Source organism: Pseudoduganella namucuonensis (assembly GCF_900116645.1).
Classification (GTDB): Bacteria; Pseudomonadota; Gammaproteobacteria; order Burkholderiales; family Burkholderiaceae_D; genus Rugamonas; species Rugamonas namucuonensis.
The window spans coordinates 74,989-89,679 of record NZ_FPBO01000012.1 but is presented as its reverse complement, the minus strand read 5'-3'; the positions used below and the strand labels follow the sequence as shown (position 1 = coordinate 89,679).

19 protein-coding genes and 1 pseudogene are annotated in these 14,691 nt (G+C 60.9%); 13 read left to right on the top strand and 7 right to left on the bottom strand.

Annotated features, from left to right (window positions below):
* Positions 1 to 65 precede the first annotated feature (65 nt).
* Together BM436_RS14690 and BM436_RS14685 are read left to right on the top strand one after the other, a co-directional pair.
* Positions 66 to 1,028, top strand: coding sequence for an EAL and HDOD domain-containing protein (locus BM436_RS14690; RefSeq protein WP_093556274.1), 963 nt, complete (start codon positions 66 to 68; stop codon positions 1,026 to 1,028).
* Positions 1,021 to 3,171 (top strand): putative bifunctional diguanylate cyclase/phosphodiesterase, encoded by a 2,151-nt coding sequence (locus tag BM436_RS14685; RefSeq protein ID WP_093556273.1) that lies wholly within the window; start codon positions 1,021 to 1,023, stop codon positions 3,169 to 3,171. Before BM436_RS14690 ends, BM436_RS14685 begins: the two co-directional genes overlap by 8 nt.
* 42 nt (positions 3,172 to 3,213) lie before the next feature.
* Here the strand turns inward: BM436_RS14685 and BM436_RS14680 are convergent, their stop codons facing one another.
* From BM436_RS14680 to BM436_RS14675, 3 genes are all read right to left on the bottom strand, one after another.
* Positions 3,214 to 3,489: a hypothetical protein gene (locus BM436_RS14680; RefSeq protein WP_093556272.1), complete on the bottom strand. Its 276-nt coding sequence runs from the start codon at positions 3,487 to 3,489 to the stop codon at positions 3,214 to 3,216.
* Positions 3,490 to 3,539: 50 nt separating this feature from the next.
* Positions 3,540 to 3,713, bottom strand: a complete 174-nt coding sequence (locus BM436_RS37080) for a hypothetical protein (RefSeq protein ID WP_177307205.1) — start codon at positions 3,711 to 3,713, stop codon at positions 3,540 to 3,542.
* 469 nt (positions 3,714 to 4,182) lie between these two features.
* Positions 4,183 to 5,229 carry an RNA-guided endonuclease InsQ/TnpB family protein gene (locus BM436_RS14675; RefSeq protein ID WP_093556271.1) on the bottom strand — a complete coding sequence of 349 codons (1,047 nt, stop codon included), beginning with the start codon at positions 5,227 to 5,229 and terminating at the stop codon, positions 4,183 to 4,185.
* Between the two features lie 137 nt (positions 5,230 to 5,366).
* Here BM436_RS14675 and BM436_RS14670 point away from each other — a divergent pair, with 137 nt between their 5' ends.
* From BM436_RS14670 to BM436_RS14640, 10 genes are all read left to right on the top strand, one after another.
* A complete protein-coding gene (locus tag BM436_RS14670) occupies positions 5,367 to 5,777 on the top strand; it encodes a DUF1810 domain-containing protein (protein WP_093556270.1) in 411 nt (136 codons plus the stop codon).
* A gap of 54 nt (positions 5,778 to 5,831) precedes the next feature.
* Positions 5,832 to 6,212 carry a glutaredoxin gene (locus BM436_RS14665; protein ID WP_093556269.1) on the top strand — a complete coding sequence of 127 codons (381 nt, stop codon included), beginning with the start codon at positions 5,832 to 5,834 and terminating at the stop codon, positions 6,210 to 6,212.
* A 2-nt stretch (positions 6,213 to 6,214) separates the two neighbouring features.
* Positions 6,215 to 6,619, top strand: a complete 405-nt coding sequence (locus BM436_RS14660) for a PPC domain-containing DNA-binding protein (protein ID WP_093556268.1) — start codon at positions 6,215 to 6,217, stop codon at positions 6,617 to 6,619.
* Between the two features lie 248 nt (positions 6,620 to 6,867).
* Positions 6,868 to 7,317, top strand: coding sequence for a hypothetical protein (locus tag BM436_RS36220; protein WP_143133141.1), 450 nt, complete (start codon positions 6,868 to 6,870; stop codon positions 7,315 to 7,317).
* Between the two features lie 71 nt (positions 7,318 to 7,388).
* Positions 7,389 to 7,889: a hypothetical protein gene (locus BM436_RS36215; RefSeq protein ID WP_143133139.1), complete on the top strand. Its 501-nt coding sequence runs from the start codon at positions 7,389 to 7,391 to the stop codon at positions 7,887 to 7,889.
* A gap of 98 nt (positions 7,890 to 7,987) precedes the next feature.
* Entirely contained in the window at positions 7,988 to 8,467 is a 480-nt protein-coding gene (locus BM436_RS14655; RefSeq protein WP_093556267.1) for a septation protein IspZ, read from the top strand.
* A 77-nt stretch (positions 8,468 to 8,544) separates the two neighbouring features.
* The gene (locus tag BM436_RS14650) at positions 8,545 to 9,180 is read left to right on the top strand and encodes a hypothetical protein (protein ID WP_143133137.1); all 636 of its coding nucleotides are present in this window, start codon (positions 8,545 to 8,547) and stop codon (positions 9,178 to 9,180) included.
* 84 nt (positions 9,181 to 9,264) lie between these two features.
* Positions 9,265 to 9,690 carry a hypothetical protein gene (locus tag BM436_RS36210; RefSeq protein ID WP_143133135.1) on the top strand — a complete coding sequence of 142 codons (426 nt, stop codon included), beginning with the start codon at positions 9,265 to 9,267 and terminating at the stop codon, positions 9,688 to 9,690.
* An 83-nt stretch (positions 9,691 to 9,773) separates the two neighbouring features.
* A complete protein-coding gene (locus BM436_RS36205; protein WP_143133134.1) occupies positions 9,774 to 10,280 on the top strand; it encodes a hypothetical protein in 507 nt (168 codons plus the stop codon).
* Positions 10,281 to 10,782: 502 nt separating this feature from the next.
* Positions 10,783 to 11,361, top strand: a complete 579-nt coding sequence (locus BM436_RS14640) for a hypothetical protein (protein WP_093556264.1) — start codon at positions 10,783 to 10,785, stop codon at positions 11,359 to 11,361.
* Positions 11,362 to 11,491: 130 nt separating this feature from the next.
* Here the strand turns inward: BM436_RS14640 and BM436_RS14635 are convergent.
* The 3 genes and pseudogenes from BM436_RS14635 to BM436_RS14625 all read right to left on the bottom strand — a co-directional run.
* Positions 11,492 to 11,971 (bottom strand): annotated as a pseudogene (locus tag BM436_RS14635) (3-methyl-2-oxobutanoate hydroxymethyltransferase); the annotation flags it as partial.
* Between the two features lie 85 nt (positions 11,972 to 12,056).
* Positions 12,057 to 12,230, bottom strand: a complete 174-nt coding sequence (locus BM436_RS14630) for a hypothetical protein (protein WP_229490308.1) — start codon at positions 12,228 to 12,230, stop codon at positions 12,057 to 12,059.
* 17 nt (positions 12,231 to 12,247) lie between these two features.
* On the bottom strand, positions 12,248 to 13,174 hold the full coding sequence (locus tag BM436_RS14625; protein WP_093556263.1) for a DMT family transporter: 927 nt from the start codon (positions 13,172 to 13,174) through the stop codon (positions 12,248 to 12,250).
* Between the two features lie 118 nt (positions 13,175 to 13,292).
* Here BM436_RS14625 and BM436_RS14620 point away from each other — a divergent pair, with 118 nt between their 5' ends.
* The gene (locus BM436_RS14620) at positions 13,293 to 14,093 is read left to right on the top strand and encodes an AraC family transcriptional regulator (protein ID WP_229490306.1); all 801 of its coding nucleotides are present in this window, start codon (positions 13,293 to 13,295) and stop codon (positions 14,091 to 14,093) included.
* A 2-nt stretch (positions 14,094 to 14,095) separates the two neighbouring features.
* On the opposite strand, the gene BM436_RS14615 is transcribed toward BM436_RS14620, so the two are convergent.
* The gene (locus tag BM436_RS14615) at positions 14,096 to 14,635 is read right to left on the bottom strand and encodes a DinB family protein (RefSeq protein ID WP_093556262.1); all 540 of its coding nucleotides are present in this window, start codon (positions 14,633 to 14,635) and stop codon (positions 14,096 to 14,098) included.
* Positions 14,636 to 14,691: the final 56 nt, after the last annotated feature.

Here is a 14,691-nt window from a genome sequence, read left to right as displayed (position 1 = left end):
TTTGTTGACCGAGGCCAATAGTTTCGGAGTACCATATTGAAACTATAACCGTTCCGCATTGCACCATGACAGTAACAAGCATCACCCCGCCATTTTTCCTGCAACAGCTGGCCGACCGCAACGGCAGCCCGGCTGGCGTGCTGCTTGCCGGCTCCGCCGCCGCGCAGCCGGACGAGCAGTCGCAGGCGCTGGCGGCGCAATTTCCCTGCTTTATCCGCGATGGCATGGATGAGCAGCAAGCATGGCTGGACGCGGGCTGGCAAGTCTTGCCGGCCGACCAGACCCTGCGCGCCGACGGCGCCTTCGACAAGGCCGCGCTGGCCGCCAACGTCAACTGGATAGAGGGCGACTGGCCGCTGGCCCCGCCCGTGAAGGCCGTTGGCGCGCAGGCCGCGTCGCGCGCGCTGGCGCTGCAGCTGGTGCAACTGGTGACCAACGACGCCGACACCCACGAGATCGAGGCGCTGCTGCGGCGCGATCCCACGCTGTCCTACCACCTGCTCAAGCTGGTCAATTCTCTGGGCATGGGCACCGGCCGCCGCGTCGGCAGCTTCGCCCAGGCCATATTGATTCTGGGCCGCCAGCAACTGCGCCGGTGGCTGAACCTGATGCTGTTCTCGGCCCGCGAAGGCGACGTGCGTTCCGCCATGCTGCTGGCGCGGGTCGCGGTGCGGGCCCACGGGCTGGAACTGCTGGCGCGCGAGACCGGGCTGGGCAAGCCGCAGCAGGAGCAGGCCTTCATGGTCGGCATGTTCTCGCTGCTGGGCGTGCTGTTCGGCATGCCGCTGCCCGAGGTGCTGGCGCCGCTGACCGTGAGCGACGCGGTGCAGCAGGCGCTGCTGACCAAGGAGGGCGAACTGGGCGCCCTGCTGGCGCTGCTGGAAGCGGCCGAGCAGGGCCGCTTCGACGAGGTGGACGCGCAACTGCAAGCCCTGCAAATGGATGCCGCCGATTTCAACCGCGTGGTCGTCGAGGCCAACGTGTGGATGCTGGGGGTGGCGACCGAACGGGGATCTCCCCATGGTTGACAAGGCGATCGAGCGCTGCCTGGCCCTCAGCCAGGCAGCCCGAACGCAACAGGGCGAAGCCCTGGCGAGCACGCTCGCCGAACTGGATAAAGCGCTGGCCGAGGTGCGCAGCAGCGCGGCCTCGGCGGCGCCGGCCGAACCCGCCGAGGCCACGCTGGCGCTGGACCTGACCGGCTATCTGACTTCCTGGAACCGCAGCGCCGAGGCGCTGTTCGGCTACGCCGCCGAGGAGGTGCTGGGCCAGCACATCCTGTTCCTGTACGCCGAGGACGACGACGACGGCAACATCGCCGAGCTGTTCTTCCAGCAGGACGACACCGTCACCGAGGTGCGGCGCCGCCGCAAGAGCGGCGAAGTGATCTGGGTGAAACTGGCGATGTCGCTGCTGAAGGACGAGGGCGGCGAGGCCAGCGGCATCCAGGTGCGCCTGGCGCCCGTCAGCGAGCCGCTGTCGGACCAGGACAAGATCAACCTGCATGCCCGCATCATCGAGGACAGCGACCAGGGCGTACTGATCACCGATTCCACCGAGCGCATCGTCTCCATCAACAGCGCCTTCACGCGCATCACCGGCTACACGCCGGGCGAATCGCTGGGCCAGACCCCGGACCTGCTGCGCTCCGGCGTGCACGACGCCGACTTCCGCGCCAAGGTGCGCTCGGCCATGAAGGGCGACGGCCCGTGGCGCGGCGAGATCATCGGCCGCCGCAAGAACGGCGAGCTGTTCCCGCAGTCGGTGACCATCAGCGCGGTGCGCGACGACGAGGGCAGGATCAGCCACACCTTCTCGCTGTTCTCCGACATCAGCGTGCACAAGGACGCCGAGGCGCGCATGCAGCGCATGGCCAACTACGACACGCTGACCGGCCTGCCCAACCAGTGCCTGCTGTCCCAGCTGATGACGCAGGCGCTGACCGAGGCGCGCCGCAGCCACGAGCACGGCGCGCTGCTGGTGCTGGAGATCGGCCGCCTGGGCGCCATCAGCGACACGCTGGGGCACGACGTGGGCAACGAGCTGCTGACGGCGGTGGGCAGGCAACTGCGCCACGTGCTGCGCGACGCGGACGTGCTGGCGCGGCTGGACGGCAACCGCTTCGCGGTGGCGCTGCTGCACATCGAAAAGCGCGAACACGCCGCCATCGTCGCGCAAAAGCTGGCCGCCGCGCTGGAGGCGCCGGTGCAGCTGGCGGCGCACACGCTGCAGGTGCGGGTGCACATCGGCATCGCGGTCTATCCGGAGGATGGCTTCGCGACGGCGGAACTGATCGCCCACGCCGACGTCGCCACCTCCAAGGCGGTGCAGGCCGAGGCGGCGTTCCTGTTCTACAGCGAGGAAATGAACCAGCGCGCCAAGGAGCATTTGCGCATCGAGAGCGAGCTGCGGCTGGCACTGCAGCGCAACGAGCTGCAGCTGTACTACCAGCCCAAGGTGAGCCTGCGCAGCGGCCGCATCGTCGGCGCCGAGGCGCTGCTACGCTGGCGCCATCCCGTGCGCGGCATGGTGTCGCCCGGCGTGTTCATCCCCGTGGCCGAGGAAACCGGCCTGATACTGGAACTGGGCAACTGGGTGCTGGAGGAGGCCTGCCGCCAGGTGCGCGCCTGGAAGGACGCCAACCTGATCATGCCGCCGGTGGCCGTCAACCTGTCGGCGCGCCAGTTCGACCGCCGCCTGCCCGAGCGCATGGCGGACGTGCTGCAACGGCACCAGGTGCAGCCCGAGCAGATCATGCTGGAGATCACCGAGAGCCTGCTGGTGGGCGGCGCGGAAAACGTGGTGTCCATCATGAACGAACTAGTCGCCATGGGCCTGGCGCTGGCGCTGGACGATTTCGGCACCGGCTATTCCAGCCTGGCCTACCTGAAGAAGTTCCCCATCAGCACGCTGAAGATCGACCGCTCCTTCGTGATCGGCCTGCCGTACGAGGAAAACGACTGCGCCATCGCGCGCGCCATCGTCACCATGGCGCAGCAATTGCGCCAGGAAATCGTGGCCGAAGGGGTGGAGACCGCCGAGCAGATGAGTTTCCTGCGCGACCTGGGCTGCGACCAGCTGCAAGGCTATCTGTTCAGCCAGCCGGTGCCGGCCGAAGACTTCGAGCGCATGCTCAGGGAAGGCAAGCGGCTGGCGTTCACGGTGCGCTGAGGTTGACGGCGCGCCATCGCGGCGCGCCGCCCCGGGGAAGACTTACTGCCCTCGGCCGTTCAGGATGTTGCCGGCGGATTGGACCTGGTTGGCTTCGCGGAACTCCTGATTGCCGATGGTTTTCACCAGCCGTTCATGGGTTTTCTTTGGAGGCAGGCGGCTGCCAGTGACCGGCTCGTAATCGAACTTCCTGTCAGCGCGTCCGCCCTCGGACTTCGCCTGTTCCGCCTGCGGCGCCTGGTCGGCGGCCGGTTCGGTGACGGCGCAGCCGGTCAGGCTCAGCGTTGCCATGGCGACGGGAATCCACATCTTGCGCATAGTTCCTCTCCTCGTTTGTGTGAAAGAAAGCGGCCGGGCGGCCGCTGGGTTTACTGCTGGGAAGTCTTCTTGCGTGGCAGGCGGCTGCCGGTGACCACCTCGTCCGCATCTGTGTCCGCTTTCTGGGCGCTTTGTTGCGGAGCGTTGTCGGGCGTGGTGTTGCCGACCGCGCATCCGGCCATGAAAAAGCCGGCGACGGCCAGTGCGGCGAATAATCGCTTCATGATTTGCCTTGATAATGACTACGATAGGTGAAGTTACTCTTGGTTACAATGCATCAAAACGATCGTAACACGGTTTTATCGTATCGTATAGACAACTGGAAATTGTCTAAAAAATGTAGAAAAGCGCGGCGCGAGCCGCCTGTCTAATCCGGCGTACACTGGCCGCATCGCCAACTGCGGGACAGACCTCCGCGCCACCGGCCTGAGCAAGGCATGCGAGCCTGAACGCGAGTCTGTCCCTAATGCCGTTAAGTTAAGCGGCCGAAGTCGTTATCTCGTCGTCCCCGCGTAGGCGGGGACCCAAGTTCCAGCGCCGCCAGCACCCAAACTTGGATTCCCCCGTCCCGGTCGTTTCGCAGGCGCAGAGCTGTGCTCTGCGAATTCCCTGCTACACCCTACGCGGGAATGACGCTAACTTAACGGCATTAGGGTCTGTCCCGGATGTCCGCGCCTTGACGTCCTCTCCGCCCTAAAGGACGGAGATTCCTACAGCTAGCGTCGCACGTCCGCGACGGAGAATGTTTAACGCAGCATTGAGATCACGATCATGTTCAGCACCGCAATCGCCGCATCTCCATTCCCTTATTCCAAGGTCTGCGATACCTTTCGGCCTCGTATCGGGCATGGTGCCGCAATTCGAGCAGACCTGGGTGGTGAAACGTTCGTCCACTTCCTCGAACCAGGCGCCATGCTTAACAGCCTTGTACGCCAGTTGATTGCGGAAGCACGACCAGCCCGCATCCAGCACCGACTTCGCCATGCGGGTTTTGGTCAGCGCGGCGGCTTGGACATTGCCGACCACGATGTAGTCGAAGTCGCGCACCATGCGGGTGGAACACTTGTGAAGAAAATCGTGCCGGCGATTCGCGATCTTCGCGTGGATGGCCGTTACCCGCCGCCTCTTGCGGGCGCGCTGCGCCACCGCCAGCGCCGCCTCGGCTTCGCGGTATATCTGCGGCGCTTCGATCTTTTCGCCTGTGGACAGCGTAGCCAAATCCTTCAGGCCCAGATCGATGCCAACCCCACGCACCGGCGTCCTTGCGGGCGGCTCCGCGACTTCCAGCACGATGTTCAGGAACCAGTTTCCACGGCGGTCGCGGGAAAAGTTGGTGCCGTCCAGGATTTTCCCTGCAGGCAGCGGCCGCGAGTAAAACACGCGGAAGGTATCGCCGGCGAAGCGGAAGGCATTGCCTTCCCGCTTCAACTCGCGGCCCTTGAGCGGCACCCAACCCAGCGATTTCCGGCCCCGGAAACGCAGATAGGGACGGCGCGACTGGCTGCGCGATTTGGCGTACTGCTGGCACACGTCGTTGACCGTGCCGGAATGCAGACCCAGTTCCTTGCTGCAGCCGGTGGTCAGCTTGATCAGGTCGAAGCCGGAGTGCCAGCGGCGGTTGAAGCGCAGCGCGTCCTTCTGCCTGTCATTGCAGTAGTTCCACACGAAGTTGACCGCCCGTGCTTTCTTGTTCAGCAAGCCGGTCAGCGATTTCACACGATACCGATAGACCTGTTTCATGCTTGTTTGACCAGCAGAGCCGGAACTGGTTCCCATTTTAATCGACCCGAGTTCGACTGCTTTGCAGTCGGCTCCTTTCACTCCCCGTCCTGAAGGACGAGGTTTCTCGGAGCAAAATCAGATGAAAGGAGCACGCCATGTTTGAACTTGAACGATTCCTCGAAGCGCAAGCGCCCGTGTACAGCGCCGTGCTGCGCGAACTGAGCACCGGCCGCAAGCGCAGCCACTGGATGTGGTTCATCTTCCCCCAGCTCGCCGGCCTGGGGCACAGCGCCATGGCGCAGCGCTACGCGATATCCGGCCTGGCCGAGGCGCGGGCCTACCTGGCGCATCCGGTGCTGGGCCCGCGCCTGCGCGAATGCAGCGAGCTGGTGGCCGCCGTGCCGGACGCGTCCGCGCACGACATCTTCGGCTCGCCGGACGACCTGAAATTCCGCTCCTGCATGACCCTGTTCGCGCGCGCCGCGCCCGGGGACGCCATCTTCCAGCGCTGCCTGGACAGCTTTTTCAGCGGCCATCCCGACCCGGCCACCCTGGCGATGTTGTAATTGCCCGCGCGGCGGGATACATTGCGTCATCGATAACCCGAACCAGGAAACGCCATGAGCCGTCCCGTCCTTGAAGAAACCCGCATCCACCCGTCCATACGCGGCCGGATCGCCGACAATCACGCCGACACCGTGAAGGCGGTGCAGGCGGCGGTGGCCTCGAACAAGGTGGTGGTCGTGGGCATGGCGATGAACCCGTTTCCGCGCAAGGCGCGCAAATTGCTGGACGGCCTGGGCACGCCGTATCTGTACCTCGAATACGGCAGCTACCTGAGCCAATGGCGGCGCCGGCTGGCGCTGAAGATGTGGAGCGGCTGGTCCACGCTGCCGATGGTCTTCGTCAACGGCACGCTGATCGGCGGCGCGCAGGACTTGCAGCGCCTGGTCGACAGCGGCGAATTCACCGCGCTGGTCGCGCCCAAGATCGCGGGTTGAGCATGCAGGCGCATCCGCTTCGGCTCGCTCCGGGCCAGGACCTGCGCGCCGCCATCGAAGCCGCGGTGGCGGAGGCGGGGCAGGGCGGCGCGGCCTTCGTGCTGCAAGGCATAGGCAGCTTGGGCGTGGCGTGGCTGCGCTACGCGGGCCAGCCGCAACCGACCGAGCTGCGCGGGGACCTTGAAATCCTCACGCTGGCCGGATCGGTCGCGCCTGACGGAGCGCATTTGCACATGTCGGTCTCCGACGCGGCGGGCCGGGTTTTCGGCGGCCACGTCGCGCCAGGTTGCATCGTCCGCACCACGGCCGAACTGCTGCTGGCGCTGCTCCCCGCGCACGAGTTCAGCCGCGAGCCGGATCCAAACTCGGGGTATAAGGAATTGGTTGTACGCACCCGACTATCCTGATTTCTTGGGCAGTGCAGTTGGGTTCGATTGCTGCCACCGTACGGCACAGCGATCATCCGACTTAGACCAGCAGTTTCGGATTAGCTTCGACTACGTCGTTTCCAAGGTGGGGTTGGTTCTTAGGATTCGGGTGTGCTAAAGTGGGGTAACTCTTTGATAATAAAATAAAGGCGCGGCCTTCCACGCGGAATCTCACGACTTGGTCGGGAGAGACGGCGACGGTTGGGGCGTCTACTTCACGTTAGCCTATGAACCGACCGACCTTTGCTCAGATTCCGATGCTGTGGGAGCCTGATGGCTCACTTCGCGACGTTTACCTGGCCGATATTAGTGCGGAAGGTTGGTCGAAGTTTATACAGTATGCTTCGGCGCATCCATTTACTTATAAAGCCGATGGTGAAGACGCGGATTTCCCTGGGGTCGCAGAAGTCTTTCGGCTCCGCGATAGAAGCCATTGCCTGTCGATCTGGGTTGGCGATGCTACCGCGAATTGCCATTTCGTTCTCGATGACGAAATTGAACTCGATTTAGACCCTCGCGAAGTCCTAGGCCCCAATGAGCACAACTCCTTGCTAGACTTCATCGAGGGGGCTGCCCTTGCTGTAGGTGTAAATGCATCCGTTACACCAGAAGGGTCTCAGAATTCTCCTTTCATGGCTTTTGACGTACAAGAGCGCGGCTGGAGGATCTTTGGCTAACCCATCATTCCACCGGACCTGCGCAAAAAGCCGCGCAGTCCGGTGAATTCTCACGTTAAGCCCAAAACACCATGACACCTACAGCCTTTCATCAGCTCGGCCAGTTCATTGTTAATTTCCAGCATTTGGAAGATGGCGTTAATACGCTACTCGTTTACATGGCCGATGCAAACGATGAGATTGTTCGAATTCTGATAAATGAACTCGAATTCGGCAAACGCTTAACGACAGCAGATGTCGCTTTCGCTTGTTTTGTGGATCACCGAGGCAGCGTGGATAGCGACATGAAAAAGCAATTCCATGACCTGATGGTTAAACTCCGTGATCTTGGCGAGCGTCGGAACGAGCTTGTCCATTCGCGCTACAACCGTTGGATAAATATCCATGGCAAGGAAGGCTTACTTCGCACAAACTCAAGACTTCGAGGAAGCAAGGGCGAACGCGAAGAAAAGGAGGAGGAACTTCAACCTGCTGCATTTGATGGTGACCTCGCGCGCCTAGCGGTCGCGGCCCAGGAGTTAGAGCGCTTCAGGCTACAATTTATCGATTGGAAGTTTCCGGATGTGGCCTAACAATTAGGTCGAGGCGGACTGGCCGGATGTAACGCAGTTCAATGTTCCGTTTCCGGGCGGCCAGCCGCTCACCATCACGTTAGATCCCTACAAAAGATATGCCACGTCCTAATCCATATGCGCCGCCAGCGGCACCACAGCAAGATACACTGACTCCGGATTCGCGGAGCGAATTCGGAGTTGGCCTTGCCGCATCGCTATTTTGGCGAGTGTTTTTTCTGCAATTGTTGGCTGCGCTTCCTGTCGCGCTCTCGATGCCCACGTCGGACGAATTTATTCGTTTGAAACCAACTGTGATTTACCTTTGTTTGGCGCTGATTCTTGTACTGTCCATGATTAAACGCAGGCCCGGAATTTTGTCCCTTATTTGGGGGCGACGTCTTGGTCTAGCTGTTGCGGCATGGCGCAAGTTCCACTGGTTGCTCTTTGCGTTCTATTTGGCTCTGGCAGCAGGGAACCTTGTTCTCGTCACGACGGTCTCGGCGTCGGCGTGGGTGCAGATCAAGCTGTTTGTTCCACTTATCGCACTCATTGCTTTCTGCGTCATCACGCCGCGTCAACTGCGAAATGTGGTCTAACATGCCATTCGACCGGACCGCCTACGGCTGCCGGTCAACTTCACGTTAGCCCCAATTCCTGCTAGAGGTAATATCAAATGGAAACGTCAAACCGGAAAAAATATTGGGTCAGTGTAAGCGCCACAATTGTCTTGGGTGCATTGGGCAGTGGCCTCTGGAATCTAGTTGAGCCATCTATTGAAAGGATCGGGAACTGGATACTGAGTGTAGCCACGCTCGGAATTAAGTCCATTCAAGATGACGAATATGCCAACGCTGCTCTTGGCCTGCATGAACTAGCTAGCCTTTACATTCTTCTAATGGCGAGCGCTTTCATATTCACAATGCCTGGTATTATAGCGGCCACTCCGCTTATTCTGTCAGCCTTCAAGAAAGTGATGACCGGGAACGAGCAGCTAAACGAAAAAGTGCTTTCCGGTAATCAGCGAAAACGGGCTTTCAAGTTATTGCTAACCGTCACGCTTTTTGGAACCCTAACGGGGTCGTATTTCATTGTTAAGTTCTTGATAGTTAACCAAGAGAACCTCATTGCTAGCTATTTTCGACAGCGCGTTACGGTTATTCGCCCCTACATCTCTGACGCTGACTTCAATTCCTACAACAGCGCATTCGCTAGGCTGAAATCCAAGGAAGATTATTTGGCGCTGATGGAAAGAATGAAGGGGGTTGGCAAAGCGAATGGCATTGAGGTTCCGAAGGCGGAAACGTGGTAATTCGGGCTAACCCACCCATCAACACGGACGCTGCGCGATGAGGCCGCGCAGCGCCGGTTATGTCAAACGGTGGGCCTCTTTGTAATGGAAACTCCGATCTTTGTGGCCGTTATTACCGCAGCAGCAAGTCTTGCCGTTGCGGCCATTACGTTCTTCCTCACCAAGGGAAAGGAGCGTGAGGCGGAATGGCGGAAGCAAAAACTCGAGCACTATCGTGAATTTCTTGATGCCTTGAGTGGAATCGTTGGCACTGACTCGACCCCAGAAGCCCAGCGCCGTTGGGCAAGAGCCACGAACACCATCGGCCTTGTGGCGTCACAGAGCGTCCTCGTGGCGCTCTGGCGATTTCAAGATACCATTGCGAGGAGTAACCCAAATCGGTCGGCTGAAGATCACGATCAGAAGCTAAATGAACTTATGCTTGCAATTCGCGCCGACCTCGGAGTTACGCCCGCCGATGTACCGGAGAACCTCTCTTTCCGACTTTGGTGTTCGGACGCAAATGGCTAGGCCCAGCAGTTAACTGAACTGCCTCCACGCTACGCGTTCCGGCAGCTAGTTACTTTTTTACGTTAGAATACGAGGAACTTCCGATGCAGAATCAAGCAACGAAATATACAAGCTATTCCATCCGTGGCTTACCCGCTGGCGTTTGGGGAGAGAGCTATGCGATCGTTACGGCGGTAGAGTTATCGTCAAGTGAGCTAATGGCTGAGTGCTTCGTACTCACGAAACGACCCAAGGAGGCGTTACATCAATCGGTATTGAAAATAATGGTGACAACCCTACCGCCGGAACTAGGCACCATCGATCTGGACTTTGCGTTGGCGGAGGGTAAAACTCAAGCCGAACTCCTCCTTATGGATGGGCTTGAAACGAGGGCTACTGAACTATCGCGCCCCGATGTCGCATATCTGCAATTTGAACTCAAAGAATTGCCCGGTCTCTCCCTGATGAGCCCATGGTGCCGAGGGCTATTTAATAGCCAAATCGTGGAGATTGGACGCACGACCCAATGCGCTGCGTTGTCGAGATACATCAGCCTCTTGTCCCAGACGAGTATCATAACTCTCCCGGGCCAAATCACGTTAGTAAATTAACTTTCTAGGAGCGAGCCTATGGATTCGGTAACTGTTGTTTAAGTTCTGCAAGGTGCAGCGGCCCGTACGGGGGCGGCAGTTGCTATTCGCAATTGATTTCTCTCAGTTGCATCTAATCCAGATCCAAATGTCGCAGCCGCACTTAACCACCTACCGATGAATGCCGGGGGTGAAATTATCAACGTATTACAGCCTTTCTACGCTGCATGAGGCGGTGATGCGATTGCGACCGCAGGTCATGATGGCGGTGGAAGTATGCACCTTGATAATGTCATCGTTGAAGGAGGCGTTGGTGCTGGCGGTGGGGGAGCGTAGTTTCTGGAGGCGACGGAGGTCTACATGGGGATGGTGGCAGTGTAAGCGTAGTCGGCGGAACCATTAAGGGTGGGGATGCTAATTAATCTTATCTCAGCCACTAAAGCTAGGGCTAACCAAACATTGCAGCCGACGCCTTACGGCGCGGCTGAATTAACTCGTTATGTCAGAAAGGAGTGCATCCGATATGGCAACAGATGGAACCGCTAACCCGACGTGGCTGCAGGGGATCGCCATATCACTCAAGACGCAGACAGCAACCTGGCTCGTCGCGTTCATGATCGGCATTCTTAGTCTTTTTTCTGGGCATATGACCGAATCGGTGAAGTTCGCCTTGAACCGCGCGGATCTTCGCACACAGCAGTACGAAGAACTCGCGATAGAAATCAGTCAGCATATTTTCTCCGCAGAATTGACCACCGAGTTTATTGAAAGCAATTGGACTACAAAGAAAACGCTGACAGACTTGGTCGCCGAATACAATACATCAATCACTACACTTCGAAAGAAGGAGTTTGTTTATGCGACTTGGATTCAGAAATATTGGGGCAAAGAACAATCTGCAAAGTTTGACGCATTCCTAGAATCCATCCGCGAATTCGACAAGGTCATACACTCACTCAATGATGAATTTGAAAAGGTTAACATTACAGGAGAGCAACAAAAGGTTGACCCCAAACGTGCTAAAGAAGCCTTGAAGCTGTTGCAACCCGCGGCAACGAAACTCCGAGAGCGCGCTCGTAGCTTGTTGGTGTCCCTATCGTAGTTGCAAGGCATGACATTGGCGTGCAGGCGACAGAGCCCGCTTCCCGCCGCGCCTGACGCCTGGCGTTGGGCAGAGAGGCGATGACGCGGACAGTGCGTGATCCGAAGGAATTAAAAGCTGCGGCCTATCACATAATGTATGCGCCCGTATCCTGCCGCGTCAGGGCATCGGCTTTCAGGCGCTCCGCGCTTTCGGTCGTTTTCCCCTGCACCTTGAATCCCGGGACACCCCGCTCGGTGAGAAAGGCCACTGTGTCGGCCAGCCAATCGCAGCCCTCCAACTTGACAACGTGCGCGCCGGCGTGAATCAGCCAGACCGCGTTGTCGAACGCGGCCTGGGGCGTGGCGTAGGTCCCAAACGGCATATCCGCAGCAAGCACTGCGGCCTTGTTGCCACGCGCGACGGCGGCCGTGTGGTAAGCGATGTCGGCCAGCGTGACGGGCAGGGTGTTGCCCTGTCCCTGGCACACATTGCCCAGCGAATCGCCCACCAGCAGCAAGTCCACGCCGCAGCGGTCCATCAGGGAGGCGAAGCTGGCGTCATAGCAGGTCAAGGTCGCGATCTTTTCGCCGGCGTCGCGCATCTTCAGCAGGGAGGGGATGGTGGCCACTCACTTCTCCGCCTTGTCGTGCATCACCATGATGGTTTGCTGCGTCAGCGCGCGCAGCTTTTCCTGGCCGTCCTTGAATCGGCGATCATGCCGACCACGCCGCCGTGCACCAACCGTGCTGCTGCTCGACGCCGCTCCAATGCGGCAGGTGGATTTCGGTGCGGCCCTGTTCAATGACGGCCATGCTGGCCTTGATCAGCGACATTGCGTTCTGGTGGAGGAAGCTGGCGTGCATGCGTTCGGCGAAACCTGGAACCACGGGACGACCTTTCGGGCTTACGCGGCCTTGGCGGGACGCAGGGCTGGTTTGATCCGGCTGTATCCGCTGACCAGCAGGATGCCGGCCAGCACGAATCCCGCCCCCAGCAGGAAGCCCGGCTTGATCTGTTCGTCGAGCAGCCACGCGCCCAGCAGCACGCCGAACATCGGCGTCATGAACGAGAAGATGCCAAGGCTGGACGCCACGTAATGGCGCAGCAGGTGGAACCACGCCAGGAAGCTCGCGAAGGACACGATCACCGCTTGGAACACGAGGTTGCCCACGGCCAGCCTGGTGGGATGGAAGGTCAACTGCCCCAGCACGGCGGCGGCGACCAGCAACAGCGCGAAGGCGCAGACCAGCTGGTACAGCAGCGTTTGCGTGGCGGAGGCGCGCGACAGGGTGGAGCACCGGATCACCACCGTGGTGGCGCCCCATGCCGCGCCCGCCGCCAGGCACAGGAAGTCGCCGAACAGGGCGTTGGCGTTGGCCGTCCCGTTCGATGGCTGCGCGCCGACGATGAAGGCGGTGGCGATGCCGGCGAAGGCGAGCGCCACGCCCAGCCATTGCAGCGGCGCCAGCCGTTCGGACGGCAGCTTCAGGTGCAGGCCGAGCGCCGCGAACAAGGGCCCCGTGTAGAGGAAGACCACGGCGTGCGCCGCGCTGGTGTGGCGCAGTCCCGCGCCGAGCAGCAGGTATTCGAACGCGAACAGGCTGCCGACCACCAGTCCCGGCCGCCAGGTGTTCGGCGTGAGGCGCTCCCTGCGGGCGAGCATGAGGGCGCCGACCAGCGCGGCGGCGATGCCCGACCGCAGCGCGATCAGCAGGATGGGCGAAATGTCCTGCGCGGTCGCCTTGAAGCCCACTTGCTGCAGGCTCCATACCAGGCACAGCAGCACCATTGTGCCCACCGCCCGCCCATCCATTGCTTTGCGCGTATCCACCGCCGTTCCTTCATTCCGTTATCCGTCATGGGATTATGCGTGCGGCAGCTTCTCTTGATATAGTGAGAAACCGACAGCCTATTGCGCGATTCGGACTATCGCAGACCCAGGAGCCGCCGTGTTAACCAAAGCAAAACACTTCCTCACCGCGCCGTTCACCGGGGCGCTTCCGGCGAAGATCTGTTTCCGCAGCGCCGAGATGCCGGCGGAGGCGACCTATCCCTGGCACAGCCATTCCTGGGGCGAGTTCGTGTATTCCTTCAGCGGCGTGATCGAGGTGAAGCTGGCGGACTGCCATTACCTCGCGCCGCCCCAGTACGGCATCTGGCTGCCGCCGAATGTGGAACACGTGGGGCAGAACCGGTACGAGGCGCATCACAGCTCGCTCTACGTCAGCGGCGAGTTGTGCGGCAGCCTGCCCGCGCAGGCCTGCGCGCTGGCCGTCACGCCCCTGGTGCGGGCGATGCTGGAGCATCTGCGGCGGCATCCGCCGGCGCTGCCGCAGGCGGAGAGCGACGAGCGGCTGCTGCGGGTGCTGGTCGATCAACTGGTCGGCGCGCGGCGCGTCGGCAGCTATCTGCCGGCGTCCGACGATCCCGTGCTGGGCAAGGTGCTGGAGATGCTGGAGGCGGATCCGGGCGACGGCCGCGCGCTGTCCGAACTGGCGCACGCGGCGAACACCACCGAGCGGACTTTGATGCGCCGTTGCCAGCGCGACCTGGGCATGACGCTGGCCGAGTGGCGCCAACGGCTGCGCGTCGTCACCGCCATGTCGCTGCTCGAACAGGGACGGACGGTGGAGGGCATCGCGCTGGACCTGGGCTACGCCAGTTCGTCCGCCTTCATCACCATGTTCCGCCGGCTGACGGGCGAGACGCCAGACGAGTACCGCAAGCGCGGCGGGCAGGCCACCGCGTAGCGCTAGATGGTGACGTTCGGTATCAGGGCCAGCAGGTCGGTCACGCCGATGTCCACGCCGGCCTGCGTCAGCAGTGTCGAGGCCTGGCCGCGGTGGTGGGTCTGGTGGTTGAAGAAGTGCACCAGCAGGGCGAACAGCGGCTTGTCGAATTCGGCGCCGCGCATGTTGACGTAGTGGATGACAAGGTTCAGGTCCGCCTCGGTCAGCATGCTGGTCCAGTTGGTGATCACCACGTCCAGCCACTCGCGGTAGACGATCAGCTCGGCCAGATTGTCGAACATGGGCAGGTCCAGCCTCTCCGGCAGCGTGGTGTCGCGGATCGGGTCCAGCGCGGCGAAGCGGCCCGGCTCGGCGGCGAAGCGCTTGAGCCAGATCGTGTCCGCCACCACCAAGTGGTTCAGCGTGCCCAGGATGGAACCGAAGAAGGCCTTGCGGTCCTCCGTCAGCGCCTCGGCCGGCAGCAGCGCGGCCGCCTCGTACAGCTTGGTGTTCATCCACGCGTTGTAGTCGGCCAGCAGGCAAATATGGGCGGTGCGGCTCATGGGCGTCCTTTCAGCGAAAAGTTGATTGTATGCGCTTTCCGCTCGTGCGTTCACGG